This window comes from Actinacidiphila sp. bgisy167 (genome assembly GCF_965342175.1).
Classification (GTDB): Bacteria; Actinomycetota; Actinomycetes; order Streptomycetales; family Streptomycetaceae; genus Actinacidiphila.
This window is the reverse complement of sequence record NZ_CBDRBL010000070.1, coordinates 17,891-36,506: the sequence shown is the minus strand read 5'-3', so window position 1 is coordinate 36,506 and position 18,616 is coordinate 17,891. Positions and strand designations below refer to the sequence as shown.

Here is an 18,616-nt window from a genome sequence, read left to right as displayed (position 1 = left end):
CCCCCCCACCACCCCCCCTTCGCTCCCCCCCCCCCCCCCCCCCCCCCGACGACGTTCCGTGGTCCTCCGCCGGACGCCGCCGAGATCTGTGTGCGATCGGTACGGCTTTTGCGCACACCGGCGTGACCTGTGTGAATGCGCTCTGCGGATGCGGTCCGCCGGGCGGCGGTCCACTCTTGATTCGGACCGGACGACAGGGGCCGCCCTCGACACGGGTGGCAGCTGAAGTCCCTCGGCCCTTCCCGGGGCACTCTTGAGCGCCCCGCACTGACGGGCTTAGGTGGTACGGAGACGCCCGGCCCCCCGCCGGGTGGACACGGAGAGCCGCCTTCGACGGGAGGTCCTGGCCATGCCCGGCACCAGTCAGCGGATGAAGACATCCGAACCGCTCACCGAGACAGCGGCGGAAGACCATATCAGCGGCATCTGTTTCAAGACCGGACCGCCCCGCCGCATAGGCGTGGAACTGGAATGGTTCCTGGACGACCCGCACGCCCCGACCCGTCCGCTCGCCCCCATGCGGCTGACAGCCGCCGTCGCGTCACTGCGCGACCTCCGCCTCCGCGCCCGGATCACGTCCGAGCCCGGCGGACAGCTGGAGCTCAGCTCGCTGCCCGCCCCCTCACTGACCGCGTGCGTCGACGCCGCGGCCGCCGACCTCCACTCCGTACGGCACCGGCTCCGCCGGGAGGGCCTGGCCCTGGCCGGCCACGGCCACGACCCCTGGCGCCGGCCCCGCCGCCTGCTGGACGAACCCCGGTACGCGGCCATGGAGGCGTATTTCGACCGGTCCGGACCGGCGGGCCGGGCCATGATGTGCTCCACGGCCTCAGTCCAGGTCTGCCTGGACGCGGGCACCGAGGAGCCGGGCCCCTTCGGACACGGCAGACGCTGGCTGCTGGCGCATCTGCTGGGCGCCGTCCTGGTGGCCGCGTTCGCCAACTCGCCGCTCAGCACCGGCCTTCCGACCGGCTGGCGCTCCACCCGGCAGGCGGTGTGGGCGGCCCTGGACCCAGGGCGCACCCTCGCCCCGCCCACCGACGCCGACCCGCGTGCGGCCTGGACGGCCTATGCCCTGGACGCGCCGGTGCTGTGCATACGCGGCAGCGAGCCGCACGCACCCTGGATCGTTCCTCACGGGCTCACCTTCCGCGGGTGGCTCCGCGACCGCGACGGGGCGTACCGCCGACCGACCCTCGCCGACCTGGACTACCACCTGTCGACGCTCTTCCCGCCGGTGCGGCCCCGCGGCTACCTGGAGCTGCGCATGATCGACGCACAACCGGGGCGGGACGGCTGGATCGTGCCGCTGGCCGTGACCATGGCGCTCTTCGACGACGCCGCCGCCTCCGAGGTCGCCTACCGGGCGGTCAAGCCGCTGGCCGACGCCGCGGGCGCGGAGCCGGCGCCCCGCAACGCACTGTGGCGGCGCGCCGCCCGCGACGGTCTTACCGATCCCGAACTGCACGCCACCGCCCTGACCTGCTTCGCCGCCGCCCGTGAGGCCCTGCCGCGGCTCGGGGCGGACGAGGCCGTGCGGCAGGCGGTGGACGCCTTCACCGAACGCTACGTCCGGCCCGGCCGCTGTCCCGCCGACGACCTGCTCGACGCCTTCGCACGTGAGGAGAGCCGCACGTGACCGCACCCGCGCTCGACCCCGAGGACCTGCGCCGGCGGGCGCTGGACGCCCTGACCACCGCGCGCGAGCGCACCCGGGCGCTCACCACCTGCGTCGACGATCACGAACTCACCGCCCAGCACTCCCCGTTGATGTCCCCCCTGGTCTGGGACCTGGCCCACATAGGCAACCAGGAGGAGCAGTGGCTGCTGCGCAACGTCGGCGGCCGTGAGGCCCTGCGCCCCGACATCGACCCGATCTACGACGCCTTCGAGCACCCGCGCTCGGAGCGTCCCACGCTGCCGCTGCTGCCACCCGCGGAGGCGCATGCCTACGCGGCCGAAGTACGCGGCAGGGTGCTCGACATCCTGCAGCGGGCGCCCCTGCACGGCTCGCCGCTGACCGACGCGGGCTTCGCCTTCGGCATGATCGCCCAGCACGAACAGCAGCACGACGAGACGATGCTGATCACCCATCAGCTGCGTCGCGGCCCTGCGGCCCTGGCCGCGCCCCCGCCGCCGCCCGCACCCGCGGACGCGGCGCTCCTGCCGGCCGAGGTCCTGGTCCCCGGCGGCCCGTTCGTCATGGGCACCTCAGCCGAGCCATGGGCCCTGGACAACGAACGTCCCGCGCACACGCGCGAGGTGGCGCCGTTCTTCATCGACACGGTGCCGGTGAGCAACGGCGCCTACCTCGCCTTCGTCGAGGGCGGCGGCTACGAGGACGAGCGGTGGTGGACCCCGGCCGGCTGGGCGCACGTGCGCGAGCACGGCCTGGCCGCCCCGCTGTTCTGGCACCGCGAGGGCGGTGTGTGGCTGCGCCGCCGATTCGGGGTGACCGAGCCGGTACCGCACGAGGAGCCCGTGCTGCACGTGTGCTGGTACGAGGCCGACGCGTACGCCCGCTGGGCCGGACGCCGGCTGCCCACCGAGACGGAGTGGGAGAAGGCGGCCCGGCACGACCCGGCGACCGGACGCTCCCGCCGCTACCCGTGGGGCGACGCCGACCCCGGACCGGAGCACGCCAACCTCGGGCAGCGGCATCTGCGCCCGGCCCCGGTGGGCAGCTACCCGGCCGGCGCCTCGCCGCTGGGCGTCCGGCAACTGGTCGGCGAAGTGTGGGAGTGGACGGCGAGCGACTTCCTGCCGTACCCGGGCTTCGCCCCGTTCCCGTACAAGGAGTACTCGGAGGTCTTCTTCGGCCCCGACTACAAGGTGCTGCGCGGCGGTTCCTTCGCCGTGGACTCCGTGGCCTGCCGGGGCACGTTCCGCAACTGGGACCACCCGATCCGGCGGCAGATCTTCTCCGGCTTCCGCACCGCCCGCGACGCCCGTCCGGAGCAGGGATGAAAGCCCCGGGCGGCCGGGGGAGCGGCTGATGTGCCGGCATCTGGCGTACGTCGGTCCCACCGTCGCGCTCCGCGAGGTCGTCATCGACCCGCCGCACTCGCTGTACCGCCAGTCGTGGGCGCCGCGCCGGCAGAGGTACGGCACGGTCAACGCCGACGGCTTCGGGGTCGGCTGGTACGCCGAGGGCGACCCGCTGCCCGCGCGCTACCGGCGCTCCGGTCCGATCTGGGACGACCCGTCGTTCGCGGACGTGTGCCGGGTGACGCGCTCCGGGGCGCTGCTCGGCGCGGTCCGCGACATCACGGAGGGGTCGGCCGCGGACGAGTCCGCGGCGGCCCCGTACACCGCCGGACGCTGGCTGTTCAGCCACAACGGCGCGCTGCGCGGCTGGCCGCACTCGGTGGCCGAGGCCGCCCGCACCCTGCCGCCGGAGGAACTGCTCACCCTGGAGGCGCGCTGCGACTCGGCGCTCGCCTGGGCGCTGACCCTGCACCGGCTGCGTGCCGGAGCACCGGCGGACGAGGCGCTCGCCGACACCGTCGGACGGCTCGCCGCACTGACCCCCGACTCGCGCCTCAACTTCCTGCTCACCGACGGCCGGATGATCGCCGGCACCGCCTGGGGCGACACGCTCTGGTACCTGGACACGCCCGGCCGCTCCCTCGCCGTGGCCTCCGAGCCGTACGACGACAGTCCGCGCTGGACCGAGGTCCCCGACCGCCACCTGCTGTACGGCGATCCCACCGAGGTCCTGCTGATCCCGCTCAAGGAGCCGCACCCGTGAGCCCGTTCACCCTCACCCGCACCCTGCCCGCCGACGCCACCGCCGCCGCGCTGCGCGCCGACGTCGCGTACGGGCTGACCCGCAGCCCCAAACAGCTGCCGCCCAAGTGGTTCTACGACGCCCGCGGCAGCGAGCTGTTCGAGGAGATCACCCGACTGCCCGAGTACTACCCGACCCGCGCCGAGCGGGAGATCCTGCTCGCGAGGGCGCCGGAGATCGCCGCGGCGACCGGCGCCCGCACCCTCGTCGAGCTGGGTTCCGGCTCCTCGGAGAAGACCCGGCTGCTGATCGGCGCGCTGGGCGGGCCGCTGACCTACGTGCCGATCGACGTCAGCGAGTCCGCGCTCACCGGCGCGGGCGAGGCCCTGCTCGCCGACCACCGGGACCTGGCCGTGCACGCCCTCGTCGCCGACTTCCAGCACGGGCTCGCCCTGCCCGAGACGCCCGGACCGCGGCTGGTCGCCTTCCTCGGCGGCACCGTCGGCAACCTGCTGCCGCGGGAGCGGGCCCACTTCCTGAGCACGGTCCGCGCGCTGCTCGCCCAGGGCGACGCGCTGCTGCTCGGCACCGACCTGGTCAAGGACGAGAGGACGCTGGTGGCGGCGTACGACGACGCGCAGGGCGTCACGGCCGCCTTCAACAGGAACGTGCTGTCGGTCATCGACCGCGAACTCGGCGCGGACTTCCGCCCGGACGACTTCGACCACGTCGCCGTGTGGGACCGCGAGGAGGAGTGGATCGAGATGCGCCTGCGGGCGCGCGCCGAGATGAGCGTGAAGGTCCCCGCACTCGACCTGACCGTGGACTTCGGCCGCGGCGAGGAGATGCGCACCGAGGTCTCCGCCAAATTCCGTGAGAAGGGCGTGCGGGCCGAACTGGCTGCCGCGGGGCTCGCGCTGCGGCACTGGTGGACCGACGCCGAAGGCCGGTTCGCGCTGTCGCTGGCCTTCCCGCGCCTGAGCCCCTCCCCCTGAACCCTCCCCCCTGGGCGCTTCCGCCTGGGCGCACGCATCACCGGTGGCCGGTCCCGGAGCGGGAGCGGCCGCCGGAGGCGCCCGCCGGCGGAGGCTGCCGGCACGGCGGCGTGGCGACGGCGGGCAGCCCTCCTCACCATGGCGACGCGTACGATCATGCGAACGCCGCCGGAGCCGCCGGCGTTCGCAGGAAGGACGACTCGCGTGGAGGACGCCGTCGCGGCGGTGCTGCGCCAATGGCAGGACGCCTGCCCCGACCTGGACTTCGGGCCGGTGGCGGTGATCGGCAGGCTGAACCGCTGTGCCGCCCTGCTGCAGCAGGTCACGGAGACGCCTCTGGGCCACGAGGGCCTCACGCGCCCGGAGTACGACATCCTCACCGCCCTGCGACGCGTCGGCGGCGAGCTGACGCCGGGCCGGCTGGCCCGGGAGACCTTCGCCTCGGGAGCCGCCGTCACCAAGCGGATCAAGCTGCTGGAGGAGCGCGGCCTGGTGGCCCGCCGCCCCGACGGCCGCGACCGGCGTGTGTGCCACCTGCGGCTGACCGAGGAGGGGCGGGAACTCGTCGACCGCCTCCTGCCGCAGCAGCTCTCCTACGAGACGGGGCTGTTGTCCGGGCTCCCGGACAGCAGCCGCGAGGAACTGGCGGACCTCCTCAGCGAGCTCCTGCTGGTGCTCGAGGGGCGTCTGGGCGCGCTTCCCGGGTGAGAACGGGCTCTCCGGGTGAGCGGACGGCCCGAGGACCCGGGGCGGCACGGGCACTTCAGCGAGCGCACATCTGCGCGCTTCGCCGCGGACACGTCAGAGCAAGGCCGCGACGGGACACATAGGTCTGTCACCGTCCCCCTGCCCCGGGAATGCCGCCATGACCGCTTCGTACGACCTCGCCCCCGTCGTCGACACCCCTTCCGACCGGCCCCGCTACTCGGTATGTCTCGCCCAGGACGAGGCCGAGGTGCGGGCCGCGCAGCGCCTGCGGCACCAGGTGTTCGCCGGGGAGATGGGCGCGGTGCTGGACACGCCGGAACCGGGCCTGGACGCCGACGCCCTCGACGCCTACTGCGACCACCTGCTGGTGAAGGAGGACCGCACCGGCGAGGTCGTCGGCACCTACCGGATCCTCACCCCCCTGAACGCCCGCCGCGCCGGCCGCACCTACTCCGAGGCCGAGTTCGACCTGACCCGGCTCGCTCCCATCCGGCACGACCTCGTCGAGGTGGGCCGCTCGTGCGTGCACGCCGACCACCGGGACGGGGCCGTCGTGGCGCTCATGTGGGGCGGACTCACCCGCTACATGGCGGCCACCGGCCACAACTGGCTCGCCGGCTGCTGCTCGGTGCCGCTCGCCGACGGAGGCATGCTGGCCGCGGGCGTGTGGGACCGGGTCTCCGCGGGGAACCTGGCGCCGGAGCAGCACCGGGTCACCCCGCACCGTCCCTGGGACCCCGCGGGCCTCCCCCGCCCGGCACGCACCGCGCTGCCCGCGCTTCTCCGCGGCTACCTGCGGCTGGGCGCCTGGGTGTGCGGTGCGCCCGCCCACGATCCGGATTTCGGCGTCGCCGACCTGTTCGTCCTGCTCTCACTGGAGCGCACCGACCCGCGCTATCTGCGTCACTTCGGGGCCCTCGGCTCACGCGGGTCGGACTGAGATGGCCGCGGCGTGGTGGTCGCCGGTCGCGCCCTGCACGCCGCAGGCGTGCCTGACCGGCGACGGCCCGGTGGTGGGCCGGGCCCGGCGGCTGCTGCGGTACGCCGGCGCGGCGGCGGTGCTGCTCATGGGCGCCGCGCTGTCGGTGCCGCTCGGCGCGCTGTGCGGCCCGGCAGGGCGCGCGTGGCTGATCCGGCGGTGGGCCCGCTCCGTGGCGGCGGCCTTCGGAGTCCGGGTTCGGCTGCCCGAGCCGGAGCCGCCGGAGTCGGGCCGCGGCCTGCTGGTGGTCTCCAACCACGTGTCCTGGCTGGACGTCGTGGTCATCGCCGCCGTCTTCCCGGGCCGCAACGTCGCCAAGCGGGAGGTCCGCGATTGGCCGGTGATCGGGCGGATGTGCCTGCGCGGCCGGACGATCTTCATCGACCGCGAGCGGATCCGCGCACTGCCGGACACGGTGGCGGAGGTCGCGGAGGCGCTGCGCTCGGGTGCGACGGTGGTGGCCTTCCCGGAGGGCAGCACCTGGTGCGGCCGTGAGGAGGGCCGGTACCGCCCGGCGCTGTTCCAGGCCGTGCTCGACGCCGGCGTGGACGTGCAACCGCTGCTCGTCCGCTACCTGGGCGCGGACGGGCGGCCCGGCACCATGGCGGCGTTCCTGGGCGAGGACACCCTGGCGGCCTCGGTGCGCCGGGTGGTCGCGGCCCGCGGGCTCACCGCGGAGGTGACGGCCTTCCCCCGCATCACGGCGGACGCGCTGCCGGACCGGCGTGCGCTGGCGGACGCCGCCCGCCACGGCCGCGTCGGCCCGGAGCATGACCCGGTGGACGCGGTAGGCCCAATGGACCCGGTCGAGGCCCGTCCGCAGGGACCCGGGCCGGGAGGCTGACGGCCGTCAGGGCCGCGCCCCCCGCCAGGCGCCCCAGGCGCCGCCATGGTGTCGAGCGGGCGCGGTCCGGGAGGTGCGGGGCCCGTGACCGGCCCCGGGCGATGACCGGCCCTCGGGGACCGGGCGCACGGTCCTGGCCGGCGTCTCCGCGACCAGGGCCGGCCATCCCTCAGCGGCCTCCCCTACGGCGCGCCCAGCAGAGCGCGGTGCGAGGGGTGGGCGGACGCCGCAATGTGACGGATCTCGCACGCGCGGTCTCCGCTGGGGCCGGTCGTGAACCGCTCCTTCACCAAACCTCTCCCGGCGAGAGATCATGGCTACAGGAGGTGACCTCCATGACCACCAGGATCCGACTCCACGGCGGCCCCGGGGACGGTCTCACCCTCGGCATCGCCCTGCGAGCCGGGGGGCAGCCCCCTGAGGGCATCCTGTACGACCCGCTGGCCATCAGCGTCCAGGACGCCGGGGCGCACCAGGCGTGGCCCGACAGCGCCGCGTACTACAAGCGCCTCGAGCACATGGCCGACGAGCCGTGGGACTACGAGTACGAGAGCGAGGCCACCGCTCCTCTGGAGTGACCCACGGGCCCGTCCAGGCCCCCCAGGCCCGCCCCTCGCCCGTCCGGGCCCGCCCCCGCCCGTCGCCCACGGGCCGCCGTACACCGCGCGGGGCGGACGCCGCCGTTTTGGCCGGGCGGCGCCGCCTCCGTAGAGTTCCGCAGGACAGGAGCAGCGGGAACACACGATCCAGGGAACGACGGCGGCATGACGGCGACGGAGAACGAGCAGAGCACGGTCACGGCCACGGCCACGGCCGAAGGCGGGGACGGTGTCCCCGGTATCGACCCCGCGCGCCTGGAACTGTGCCTGAGCGTGCTGAAGCAACTCGACGACCTGCCGCTGGACCACCCCGACGCGATCACCGTGCGCAAGGCGACTGCCGGCATCTACCGAACGGTGAAGCAGCGCCGCCGCCAGGAGCGGCGGTCCGCAAAGACCTCCCACGACAAGGCCGTCACCGAGGCCACGGCCACCGGCTCCGCGGAGCGCATCGACGACGAGACGCAGGGGCTGCTGCCCTCCTCCTCGGCGACCGGCGAGATCGCGGGCATCCTGCAGCGGCCCCGCTCGTGCTACGTGTGCAAGCAGCGCTACGTCGAGGTCGATGCCTTCTACCACCAGCTGTGCCGGGACTGCGCGGCCTTCAACCGGGCCCGGCGCGACGCGCGGACCGACCTGACCGGGCGGCGCGCCCTGCTCACCGGCGGCCGGGCCAAGATCGGCATGTACATCGCGCTGAGGCTGCTGCGCGACGGCGCGCACACCACGATCACCACGCGCTTCCCCGCGGACGCCATCCGCCGCTTCAAGGCGATGCCGGACAGCGACGAGTGGATCGGCCGCCTCAAGATCGTCGGCATCGACCTGCGCGACCCGGCCCAGGTGGTCGCGCTCGCCGACTCGGTGGCCGCCGAGGGCCCCCTGGACATCCTGATCAACAACGCGGCGCAGACCGTGCGCCGCTCCCCCGCCGCGTACGCGGAGCTGGTGGCCGCCGAGTCCGCCCCGCTCCCGGCGGGGGCCCTGCCCGCCTCGGAGGTCTTCGGCGCCTTCGGCAGCGGCGCCCAGCCGGCGCTGCCCGCCCCGCGCACGGAGCTCTCGGCCCGGGCGCGTGAGGTCACGGACCTGGCGCTGGTGAGCGGTTCGGCCTCGCTCGCGCGAATCGAGGCCGGCACGGCGATCGACGCCGGCGGGCTGGTACCCGACCTGGACGCGGCGAACAGCTGGAGCCGGGCCGTGGGCGAGGTCGACCCGGTCGAGATGCTCGAAGTGCAGCTGTGCAACGAGACCGCCCCGTTCATCCTCGTCAGCCGGCTGCGCCCGGCGATGGCCGCGGCCGCTGCCCGCCGCAAGTACGTGGTCAACGTCTCCGCCATGGAGGGCAAGTTCAGCCGCGGCTACAAGGGGGCGGGCCATCCGCACACCAACATGGCCAAGGCAGCGCTGAACATGCTGACCCGGACCAGCGCGCGCGAGATGCTGGAGAGCGACGGCATCCTGATGACCAGCGTCGACACCGGGTGGATCACCGACGAGCGCCCGCACCCGGACAAGGTCCGCATGGCCGCGGAGGGCTTCCACGCCCCGCTGGACCTCATCGACGGCGCGGCTCGGGTGTACGACCCGATCGTCCGCGGCGAGCAGGGCGAGGACCTCTTCGGGGTGTTCCTCAAGGACTACGCCCCGACCGACTGGTAAGCCCCGTCCGGCGGCTCCGGCGCCGCCCCGCAGGGGCCGTGCGGCGGCCCGTCGCGGGGCGGGCGGGACAAGCAGGGCCGCCGGTCCGCGACTACGATCGAAGCGTGGCCGAGCGTGGTGCGGCGCCCACGGCGCCTAAGCTCGTGCTCGAGACCGACGGGGACGCCCGCATCCTGGTCCCGGGGCGGGAGTACCGCGTCGGCCGGGACCCGGACGCCGACATCGTCCTCGACGATCCCCGCGTGTCGTGGCACCACGCCCAGATCCGCCCCGTGGGCGACAGCTGGATGCTGTACGACGCCGGCAGCACCAACGGCACCTTCGTGGGGGGCCGGCAGGTCCGGCAGTGGGGCGTGGGCCCCGGCAGCGTCATCCGCTTCGGGCACGCCCGGCAGGGGCCGTGCGTGCGGCTGAGCAGCGCCGAGGCGCCCACTGGCGTCTACCGGGCGCCGCCCATGGCCACCCCCGCGGCGACCGGCACCTTCCGCCGTCCGGCGGCGGTGCGTCCGCTGCCGCACCGCACGTTCCACATCGGCCGGGCCTCCGACAACGACCTGGTCGTCCCGGACCTGCTGGTCTCGCGCCACCACGCCGAACTGCGGGCACTGCCGGACGGCGGCTACGAGATCGTCGACCTGGACAGCCACAACGGCACCTATCTGGACGGCCGCCGCATCGACCGGGCGGTCGTGCACCAGGGCGACATCATCGATGTCGGCCACGCGGTGTTCCGGCTGGTCGGCGACGAACTGCAGGAGTTCATCGACACCGGTGAGGTCGCACTCAACGTCCGCGACCTGTCGGTGCGGGTGGACGACGGCAGCAAGGTGCTGCTGGACGACATCAGCTTCCGCGTCGGGGAGAAGTGCCTGCTGGCGGTGGTCGGGCCGAGCGGCTCCGGCAAGTCGACCCTGCTGAACGCGCTGACCGGACTGCGCCCCGCCGACCACGGCACGGTGCTCTACGACGGCCGGGACCTGTACCGGGAGTACGCGGAGCTGCGCCAGCGCATCGGCCTCGTCCCGCAGGACGACATCCTGCACCAGCAACTGCCCGTCGGCCGCGCCCTGTCGTACGCCGCCGAGCTCCGCTTCCCCGGCGACACCGCCAAGGAGGAGCGGCAGACCAGGGTGGACGAGGTCATCGCCGAACTGGGTCTGCAGGCCCGCGTGCGACAGCCGGTCCACACGCTCTCCGGCGGCCAGCGCAAGAGGGTGAGCGTCGCCCTGGAACTGCTGACCAAGCCCTCGCTGCTCTTCCTGGACGAGCCGACCTCGGGCCTGGATCCCGGCATGGACCGTTCGGTGATGACGATGCTGCGCGGTCTGGCCGACGACGGCCGCACGGTCATCGTGGTGACGCACAGCGTGCTCAGCCTGGAGGTCTGCGACCGCCTGCTGGTGATGGCGCCCGGCGGGCGCATGGCCTACTACGGGCCGCCGTCCAGGACCCTCCCCTTCTTCGGCTTCCGTCAGTGGCCGGAGGCGTTCGAGGCGTTCGAGCACGAGCAGAGCCGCGACTGGGCAGGCCAGTACGAGGCCTCCCCGCTCTACGACGAGTACGTCGCGACGGTGCTGGGGCCCGCCGTCCCCGAGGCTCCCCGGCAACCAGAGGCCCTGGAGCCGCCCAAACCCCAGGGCTGCTTCCGCCAGTTGTGGACGCTGGTGCGCCGCTACGCGGCGTCGCTGGCCGCCGACCGCACGTTCCTGGCGATCATGGTGGCGCTGCCCTTCGTGATGGGCGGGATGGCGCGCGCCCTGGCTGGCGACGCCCTGGGCCGGAACAACGCGCTGAACGTGCTGCTGATCCTTTGCGTCGGCTCGGTCCTCACCGGGGCCGCCAACGCGGTCCGCGAGCTGGTCAAGGAACGCGTGATCTACCGACGGGAGCGGGCCGTGGGCCTGTCCCGCTCGGCGTATCTGGCGTCGAAGGTCGTCGTCCTGGGGCTGGTCACCGTCGCGCAGGCGGTGGCACTGACCATGGTCGCCCTCGTCGGTGTGCGTCTGAGACCCCGAGGCGGCGGGGTTCTGATGCCGCCGCTGCTGGAGATCACACTGGCGGCGGCACTGCTGGCCTTCACCTCGATGATGCTCGGGCTGCTGGTCTCGGCCCTGGTGCGCAAGGAGGAGGTGACGATGCCGCTGCTGGTGCTGCTCGCCATCGTGCAGGTCGTCTTCTGCGGCGCGCTGCTGCCGCTGCACGGGGTCCCGGGCCTGGAGCAGCTGGCCTGGCTGGTGCCGTCGCGCTGGGCGCTGGGCGCGATGGCCGCGACGCTCGACCTGCGTGCCGTCACACCGGGCAACGTGACGTCGGACCCGCTGTTCCGGCCCGTCCCCTCGATGTGGCTCTTGGACATGGGCATGCTCGTGGTGCTCTCGGCGGTCTTCGGGGTCGTCGTCACCAGGCTGCTGCGACGCCAGGAGCCCGCCGTCATGCGGAGGTAGGTCGCGATGTACGAGCCGGAGTTCATTCCGACCCATGTCGCCCCGGCCGAGGGGCTGACCACCTGGCGGGCACCGGACGACCCCGCCCCCTCGGCGGGGCTGGACCCGCTGCTCCCGGTGCGGGTGACCGAGCGCCAGGGCGACTGGGCGCGGATCGTGTGCTCCAACGGCTGGTCGGCGTGGGTGGACGGTCGGCTGCTGATCACGGTCCCGCAGGGCCCCCCGGCGGCCGGCGGTTCCCCGGCCCGCACGGCTGACGCCCGGCCCCTGCTCAACCGGTTGGTCGAGGCACTCGACGCGTACCGCGCCATGGTGCGGGACCTGGCGGCCGGCAGGATCGACCTGGAGAGCTTCCACCGCGGCACGAGCGGCATCCGCATCGGCGCCGTCGTCGACGGTGGCGAGGTGTGGCTCTTCGACGCCGAGCACGACCGCTGGTGCTATTGCGACGGCCCCCGCATGGCCACGTACGCCTCCGCCGCACCCCCCGCCATGTGCCCCGGCGACTCCGTGCCGCCGGCGGAGCCGCCCATGGACAGCGACGCCTCCCGGGCCGAGACTCGCCCGACGTGGTCACGAGACCTCTGACGCCGTGGGCGGGGTCGGCCCCCGCGAAGCGCCTCAACGAGCGGCACGCGCGCGGGCCGGAGAACGGGCCGCCACACTGCCCAGCAGACCCGCCGCCACCCCCCACACCGCGGCGATACCCACCGCCGGAAGCAGATTCGGCAGCAGCACGACCGAACCCCCCAGACCACCGGTGTCGGCGGGATCGCCGATGCCGAACAGCGAAAGGCCGTAGTGCGCGTCGATCCGCGTGAGCACCCCGATCAGCAGCATGGCCACCGCGGAGGCCACCCCCAGATGCAGGGCGTTGCGCAGGTGGCCCGTGCCGGGCGGTGCGCGCCGGGCCGTGGCCCAGCCGGCCCCCAGCATGGCGACGGCGGCGGCGACCACCAGCCACCAGGCACGGCCGTCCTGCTCGGACAGCGACCTGAGGTCGAGCGTGGCGTCGTTGTCCCCACTGCGCAGCACGGCGGCCAGCGCTTCCGGTATCGGCACGCCGAGCGCTCCCTGGACGGTGCCGTGCCAGGAGGCGCCCATGCCGATCCCGAAAGCGAGCCAGACGACGTTCGGCAGGCCGAGGAAGACGACGGCGAAGCTGTCGGCGGGCTCCGCGCGCGTGGAGGCGGTGACCACCGCGATCACGGCGCCGACAACCACATAGGCGAGCAGGACACCCACCATGGCCCGGGCGGCAGGCCGCACGACGGTGTGCGCGGGCACGAGCCGGGAGGGCAGCGGCGCCGCGCGTGACACGGCGAACGCCAGGACGAGGACGACGGCCAGCCACAGCAGCCCGGCGACGACCGCGACCGGTACGTCGGCGCGGAAGCCGACGGCGGGCGTGATGCCGAGCAGGTCGCCGAGGTCGGCCAGGAAATCCTCACCCGTGGAGACGGTGAAGGTGTGGCGTGCGCCGAGGGCGACCAGCAGGGTGGCCGCGGCCCACAGCACGCCCGTCCGGACGAAGAGCCAGAGCATCCGGCGTCCGGGGACGACCGCGTGGCGGCGCAGCGGCCGTACGACGACGTAGGCGGTGACCAGGGCCCCGGCGAGGGCGACGGACAGCGGGAAGACGGTCACCGTGGCGTCCGACCGGGCCACGGCGCCCGCGCCGCCCTCCAGGCCGACGCGGCCCCCGAGGGCCATGACCACCGTGGCCGCGATGACGGGCAGGAAGGCCCCCGGCGGCAGTTCGGAGGCCCCCGCGAGCCACAGCCCCAGGGCGGCCACGACCAGCATGACCGCGTACCCGGCCACGACCGCCGCAAGCGCGTGCAGCCAGCCGTGGGTGGGCCCCGGGGCGAGGTGCGGGGCGTTGGGCGGATGCCGGGTCACGGTGCCAGGCTAAGCAGCCCGGCGACAGCCCGCCCGTCCGCGACGTCACGGTCGGTGAACCGTCCCGGCGGAACGTGGGCGTGGGGCGTCCGGCGCCCGAGGGCGCGGCGCAGCCACCACGGGCACGGGCCCGGGCACGGCCGGGGCGTCCCGCCCGCCGGCTCCCTGGTGCCGCCCCGGCCCCGCAGCCCCGCGCGCTCGCGTACGCGCGCACCTTTGGTGGGCCGGGGCGCTTGGGGCGCGTCCCTGCGGAGGGGCTAGGAGTGCTCCTGCAGGCGCGGCCCGTACAGGTCGAGCATCCGGGCTCGGGCCGCGCTCAGCCGCTGGGCGATGGTCTGGGCGGCGGCCAGCACGATGGCCTGGCCCAGCACCGGGTCGTCCCGGCACAGGTCGCGGATCTCGGCAGCGCTGAACTCGTACGCACCCACGGAACCCAGCGCGTGGGCTCCGACCTGCCAGCGGTAGGGAGGGAAGAGCCAGGACCAGCCGACGAGTTCGCCGGGGCCCAGGGTCTCGACGGAGACCTCGCCGCGGCCGGGCACGTCCATGTCGATGGACACGGCGCCGGAGTCGACCACCCAGAACCGGTCGGCGAACCTGCCCTCGGAGCAGATGCGCCAGCTCTGCGGGAAGTCGACTTTCTTGGCGTACTCGAGGAGGGCCCGGCGGTGGGCCGGCCGGAGAGACTCCAGCATGGTCACCGTGCTGCTCATCGGCGCATCCCTCCTGCTCCTGGGGCACCCCCTGACCTCAGGGTAAGGTCACGGACCCGCCGTCGCAGGAAGGTGGCCGGCCACCCAGTCACGCGCCAGGTGCGCCACTTCGTCGAGTGCTCCCGGCTCCTCGAAGAGGTGGGTCGCGCCGGGCACCACATGGAGCAGGCTGGGGCAGTTCAACGCCTCCTGCGCACGCCGGTTCAGCTCGAGGACGGTGGTGTCCCGGCCGCCGACGATGAGCAGGCTCGGCGCCCTGACCTCGCCGAGGCGCGGCATGGCGAGGTCGGGGCGGCCTCCCCGGGACACCACCGAGGAGACGTACGGGGCGGCCCGGGAGTCGGCGGCGGCCCAGAGCGCTGCGGCGGCGCCCGTACTGGCCCCGAAGTAGGCGAGTGGCAGATTCTCCCCGCGGGCCCATTCGGTGACGTCGACCAGGCGCCCGGCGAGGAGCTCGATGTCGAACACATTGCTCCGGTCCGACTCCTCCTCGGGAGTGAGGAGGTCGAACAGAAGGGTACCGAGGCCGGCCTGGTTGAGGGCGGCGGCCACGGCCCGGTTGCGCGGGCTGTGCCGGCTGCTGCCGGCGCCGTGAGCGAAGACCACCAGGGCCCGCGCGTCAGCGGGCGCGGTCAGCGTCCCGGGGAGCCGCACCCCGGGCGCACCGCCGACGGCCAGGTCCACCTCGGTGGTCCGGGGGCCTCGTGCGGCGGCCTGCTTGAGCAGCCCGGAGACCTCGTCGTCGGCGGTCTGGGAGAAGTCGTGGTACCACTCCCCCACCGCGTAGAAGGATCTCGGCGCCGACAGGCACACCACGTCGTCGGCGGCGTGCCGCAGCGCCGGCAGCGCCTGCGGTGAGGCCACGGGCACGGCGAGCACGACCCGAGCGGCGCCCGCGGCCCGGGCCACCTCGCAGGCGGCGAGGGCGGTGGCGCCGGTGGCCGCACCGTCGTCGACGAGGACCACCGTACGGCCGTCCAGCGGGATGCGCGGGCGTCCCTCGCGGAAGCGGTGCGCCTGCCGGGTCAGTTCGGCCTCTTCGCGGCGCTCGACGCTGTCGATGTCGGCGCGGGAGACACGGCTCATGCGGACGATGTCGTCGCTGACCACCTTGGCGCCGCCCTCGCCGATGGCACCGAAGCCCAGCTCCCGGTGGTAGGGGACGCCGAGCTTGCGGACGACGATCACATCCAGTGGGGCGTGCAGGGCCTGTGCCACCTCGTAGGCGACGACCACGCCGCCGCGCGGCAGGCCGAGCACGATGGGGTTGTCCAGGTCCAGATGCCGCAGCCGCTCAGCGAGCTGCCGTCCGGCATCCGCGCGGTTAGTGAAGTGCATGGTTCCACCCCCGCTTGCGGGGATATGCGGGACTGCTTACGGCCTCCTTTGAACGGCCTACCCTGAATAGGGACCAGCAAGCAACCGGCAGGGACCGCGCGATGCCCGTGCTCGTGGGAACCTCGGGATGGCAGTACCGCGACTGGCGTGGCGTGCTGTACCCGCCCGAGGTGCCGCAGCGCCTGTGGCTGGCGGAGTACACGCGTCGTTTCGGCACCGTCGAGAGCAACAACGCGTTCTACCGGCTGCCGTCCCGGGAGACCTTCGCGGCCTGGCGCGCACAGACGCCCGAGGGCTTCGTGATGGCGGTCAAGGCCAGCCGCTACCTCACCCACATGAAGCGGCTGCGCGACCCTGAGGAGCCGGTGCGGAGGATGCTGGCGCACGCGGAAGGGCTCGGCGACCGGCTGGGCCCGGTGCTGCTGCAGCTGCCGCCGAATCTGCGGGCCGACGCCCGCGCCCTGGAGGCGTGTCTGCGCTGCTTCCCGGCGGAGGTGCGGGTGGCCGTGGAGCCGCGGCACGCCACCTGGTGGACCCCCGAGATCCGCGCGCTGCTCAGGCGGCGTGGCGCCGCCCTGTGCTGGGCCGACCGGCGGGCGCGTCCGGCGACACCGTTGTGGCGCACAGCGGACTGGGGCTACGTACGCTTCCATGAGGGCATCGCCCGGCCGTGGCCGCGCTACGGCTCCCGGGCGCTGACCACCTGGGCGCACCGCATCGCGGACACCTGGCCGGAGGGCTCCGACGTGTACGTGTACTTCAACAACGACCCGGGCGGGGCGGCCGTGCTGGACGCCGACGCCTTTCGCGACGCCGTCAGCGGGGTGCGGCGGTCGTGATCCGGAGACGGGTCGTGGTCTCGGGTGACGTCCAGGGGGTCTACTTCCGGGACACCTGCCGTGTGACGGCGGCCGAGGCCGGTGTCACCGGATGGGTCCGCAACCGGCCGGACGGCACCGTCGAGGCGGTCTTCGAGGGCCCGCCCGAGGCGGTGGACCAGATGGTGGCCTGGGCGCGCGAAGGGTCGCCGCTGTCGATCGTGGACGGTGTGGAAATCGTCGAGGAGGAGCCGGAGGGGCTCGCCGTCTTCGAGATCCGCCCCACACCGTGGCGCGACTGAGGCACCGCGTGCTGCCACGTGACGCAGGAAGGCGCCCGGACTCGACGTTCCGGGCTCCGGTCCCCGCGGATTGGCACGGCGCCGTCGTCACTCAAGGCGCCGCAGGCCCTCCAGGCCGACCGGCCGCAGGTACTCGCGCACGAAGGACCGCTCCCACCAGGCTCCCGTGGCACGAAGGGTGCGCCAGTCGGTGAAGCGGTAGTGGTGGAGACGGGCGCGGACATAGGTGGGCGGGGCGTCGGGGAAGGGGTTGCCGCGCAGCAGCCGGAGCGTCTGGGGGTCGTTCGTCAGGAGCTTGCCGACGAACGGGATGAACCAGTCCCACGCGTAGGCCGGTGAGATCCCGGCGAACCACATCATCCAGTCCAGCCGAAGGTGGTAGGGGGCGAACTGGCGGGGCAGCCGGTGCAGGTCGGTGGGCTTGCCCTTGAAGGCGTACTCCTTCCACACGGCATCGGGCCCGGGCTCGGCGGCGTCGGTGCCCTCGACGACGACCTCCAGGCGCATCCGGTTGATGCTGCCGAAGGCGCCGTAGGAGTTCACCAGGTGCAGCCGGTTGAAGGAGACGTTCATCATCTGCCCGCGGGAGAGCATGTTGCGGACGGGCCAGTAGCTCAGAACCGCGACCAGGACGGTGACGGCGATCACCAGGGCCGCGTACCAGTCGGGCGGGGGGACGAAGGCCGCGGGCGGCGGCGCGGCCGCGTACGAGCCGTCGAGCGCGGCGACGGCGAGGAGGATCGTCAGCCAGTTCAGCCACGCGAAGTTGCCCGAGAGCACGAGCCACAGCTGGGTGGCGATGATGACGCAGGCGGCGAGGCTCGCCACCGGCTGCGGCGCGAACAGGGCGAAGGGCACGACCAGTTGGGCGAAGTGGTTGGCGGCCGTCTCGGCCTTGTGCGCCCGGCGCGGCAGGTGGTGGAAGAACCAGCTCAGCGGGCCGGGCATGGGCTGCGTCTCGTGGTGGTAGTGCAGGCAGGTCAGATCGCGCCAGCAGGGGTCGCCGCGCATCTTGATCAAGCCGGCGCCGAACTCGACGCGGAAGAGCAGCCAGCGCATCAGCCACAGGATCAGCACGGGCGGGCCGGTGTCGTCGTTGCCGAGGAAGACGGCCAGGAAGCCGGCCTCCAGCAGCAGGGACTCCCAGCCGAACGCGTACCAGGTCTGGCCCACGTTGACGATCGACAGGTAGAGCAGCCACACCACCAGCCAGATCAGCATGGCGGCCCAGAGCGGCACGAGGTCGGTGGCACCCGCGACGACGGCGGCGGAGAGCACGACGCCGCCCCATGCGGCGGCGGCGAAGAGGCGGTCGGAGTAGCGGAGGTGGAACAGGCTGGGTGAGTGGCGGAACGGCACGCGCCGCAGGAAGGCCGGGACGGGCAGCAGCCCGTGCTCACCGAGGAGGGCGCGGTACTGGTTGGCGGCGGTGAGGAAGGCGACCAGGTAGAGAACGCCCAGCCCGCGCTGGATGACGACGCGGCTCAACCATTGATCGGGTGCCGTGAGCCACTCCATGGGCGCTTCTCCAGTGCCCCGCCGCCGTGGGCGCGTCCTGGTGGCGCTCCGGCGGGCGGGGTTCGTC

At 73.8% G+C, this 18,616-nt stretch carries 17 protein-coding genes; 13 read left to right on the top strand and 4 right to left on the bottom strand.

Going from position 1 to position 18,616, the window contains the following annotated elements:
• The first annotated feature begins 370 nt into the window (after positions 1-370).
• The 11 genes from egtA to ACRWND_RS23455 all read left to right on the top strand — a co-directional run bounded on the left by egtA (position 371) and on the right by ACRWND_RS23455 (position 12,546).
• Positions 371-1,639, top strand: coding sequence for an ergothioneine biosynthesis glutamate--cysteine ligase EgtA (gene egtA, locus ACRWND_RS23505; protein WP_431952582.1), 1,269 nt, complete (start codon positions 371-373; stop codon positions 1,637-1,639).
• Positions 1,636-2,967: an ergothioneine biosynthesis protein EgtB gene (egtB, locus tag ACRWND_RS23500; protein ID WP_431952580.1), complete on the top strand. Its 1,332-nt coding sequence runs from the start codon at positions 1,636-1,638 to the stop codon at positions 2,965-2,967. The genes egtA and egtB overlap by 4 nt, the downstream gene beginning before the upstream one ends.
• A 28-nt stretch (positions 2,968-2,995) precedes the next feature.
• A complete protein-coding gene (gene egtC, locus ACRWND_RS23495; RefSeq protein WP_431952578.1) occupies positions 2,996-3,751 on the top strand; it encodes an ergothioneine biosynthesis protein EgtC in 756 nt (251 codons plus the stop codon).
• Positions 3,748-4,725 carry an L-histidine N(alpha)-methyltransferase gene (gene egtD / locus ACRWND_RS23490; RefSeq protein WP_431952576.1) on the top strand — a complete coding sequence of 326 codons (978 nt, stop codon included), beginning with the start codon at positions 3,748-3,750 and terminating at the stop codon, positions 4,723-4,725. The genes egtC and egtD overlap by 4 nt, the downstream gene beginning before the upstream one ends.
• A gap of 156 nt (positions 4,726-4,881) precedes the next feature.
• Positions 4,882-5,433: a MarR family winged helix-turn-helix transcriptional regulator gene (locus tag ACRWND_RS23485; RefSeq protein ID WP_431952574.1), complete on the top strand. Its 552-nt coding sequence runs from the start codon at positions 4,882-4,884 to the stop codon at positions 5,431-5,433.
• 157 nt (positions 5,434-5,590) lie between these two features.
• Positions 5,591-6,373 (top strand): GNAT family N-acetyltransferase, encoded by a 783-nt coding sequence (locus tag ACRWND_RS23480; protein ID WP_431952573.1) that lies wholly within the window; start codon positions 5,591-5,593, stop codon positions 6,371-6,373.
• A 1-nt stretch (position 6,374) separates the two neighbouring features.
• Positions 6,375-7,256, top strand: a complete 882-nt coding sequence (locus ACRWND_RS23475; protein ID WP_431952571.1) for a lysophospholipid acyltransferase family protein — start codon at positions 6,375-6,377, stop codon at positions 7,254-7,256.
• Positions 7,257-7,591: 335 nt separating this feature from the next.
• Entirely contained in the window at positions 7,592-7,834 is a 243-nt protein-coding gene (locus tag ACRWND_RS23470; protein ID WP_431952569.1) for a hypothetical protein, read from the top strand.
• Positions 7,835-8,020: 186 nt separating this feature from the next.
• Positions 8,021-9,514 carry an SDR family NAD(P)-dependent oxidoreductase gene (locus ACRWND_RS23465; protein ID WP_431952567.1) on the top strand — a complete coding sequence of 498 codons (1,494 nt, stop codon included), beginning with the start codon at positions 8,021-8,023 and terminating at the stop codon, positions 9,512-9,514.
• Between the two features lie 104 nt (positions 9,515-9,618).
• Positions 9,619-11,958 (top strand): FHA domain-containing protein, encoded by a 2,340-nt coding sequence (locus ACRWND_RS23460; protein WP_431952566.1) that lies wholly within the window; start codon positions 9,619-9,621, stop codon positions 11,956-11,958.
• A gap of 6 nt (positions 11,959-11,964) precedes the next feature.
• Positions 11,965-12,546, top strand: coding sequence for a hypothetical protein (locus ACRWND_RS23455; RefSeq protein WP_431952564.1), 582 nt, complete (start codon positions 11,965-11,967; stop codon positions 12,544-12,546).
• Between the two features lie 33 nt (positions 12,547-12,579).
• Here ACRWND_RS23455 and ACRWND_RS23450 read toward each other — a convergent pair whose 3' ends face one another.
• The 3 genes from ACRWND_RS23450 to ACRWND_RS23440 form a co-directional block, all read right to left on the bottom strand.
• On the bottom strand, positions 12,580-13,860 hold the full coding sequence (locus tag ACRWND_RS23450) for a streptophobe family protein (RefSeq protein ID WP_431952562.1): 1,281 nt from the start codon (positions 13,858-13,860) through the stop codon (positions 12,580-12,582).
• A gap of 257 nt (positions 13,861-14,117) precedes the next feature.
• The gene (locus ACRWND_RS23445; protein WP_431952560.1) at positions 14,118-14,573 is read right to left on the bottom strand and encodes a Crp/Fnr family transcriptional regulator; all 456 of its coding nucleotides are present in this window, start codon (positions 14,571-14,573) and stop codon (positions 14,118-14,120) included.
• 48 nt (positions 14,574-14,621) lie between these two features.
• Positions 14,622-15,911, bottom strand: coding sequence for an alpha/beta family hydrolase (locus ACRWND_RS23440; RefSeq protein WP_431952558.1), 1,290 nt, complete (start codon positions 15,909-15,911; stop codon positions 14,622-14,624).
• Between the two features lie 101 nt (positions 15,912-16,012).
• On the opposite strand from ACRWND_RS23440, the gene ACRWND_RS23435 reads away from it, so the two are divergent.
• Both ACRWND_RS23435 and ACRWND_RS23430 read left to right on the top strand, forming a co-directional pair.
• On the top strand, positions 16,013-16,750 hold the full coding sequence (locus ACRWND_RS23435) for a DUF72 domain-containing protein (protein ID WP_431952556.1): 738 nt from the start codon (positions 16,013-16,015) through the stop codon (positions 16,748-16,750).
• On the top strand, positions 16,747-17,031 hold the full coding sequence (locus ACRWND_RS23430) for an acylphosphatase (RefSeq protein WP_431952554.1): 285 nt from the start codon (positions 16,747-16,749) through the stop codon (positions 17,029-17,031). Before ACRWND_RS23435 ends, ACRWND_RS23430 begins: the two co-directional genes overlap by 4 nt.
• Positions 17,032-17,118: 87 nt before the next feature.
• Here ACRWND_RS23430 and ACRWND_RS23425 read toward each other — a convergent pair whose 3' ends face one another.
• The gene (locus ACRWND_RS23425; protein WP_431952553.1) at positions 17,119-18,549 is read right to left on the bottom strand and encodes a lipase maturation factor family protein; all 1,431 of its coding nucleotides are present in this window, start codon (positions 18,547-18,549) and stop codon (positions 17,119-17,121) included.
• Positions 18,550-18,616 lie beyond the last annotated feature (67 nt).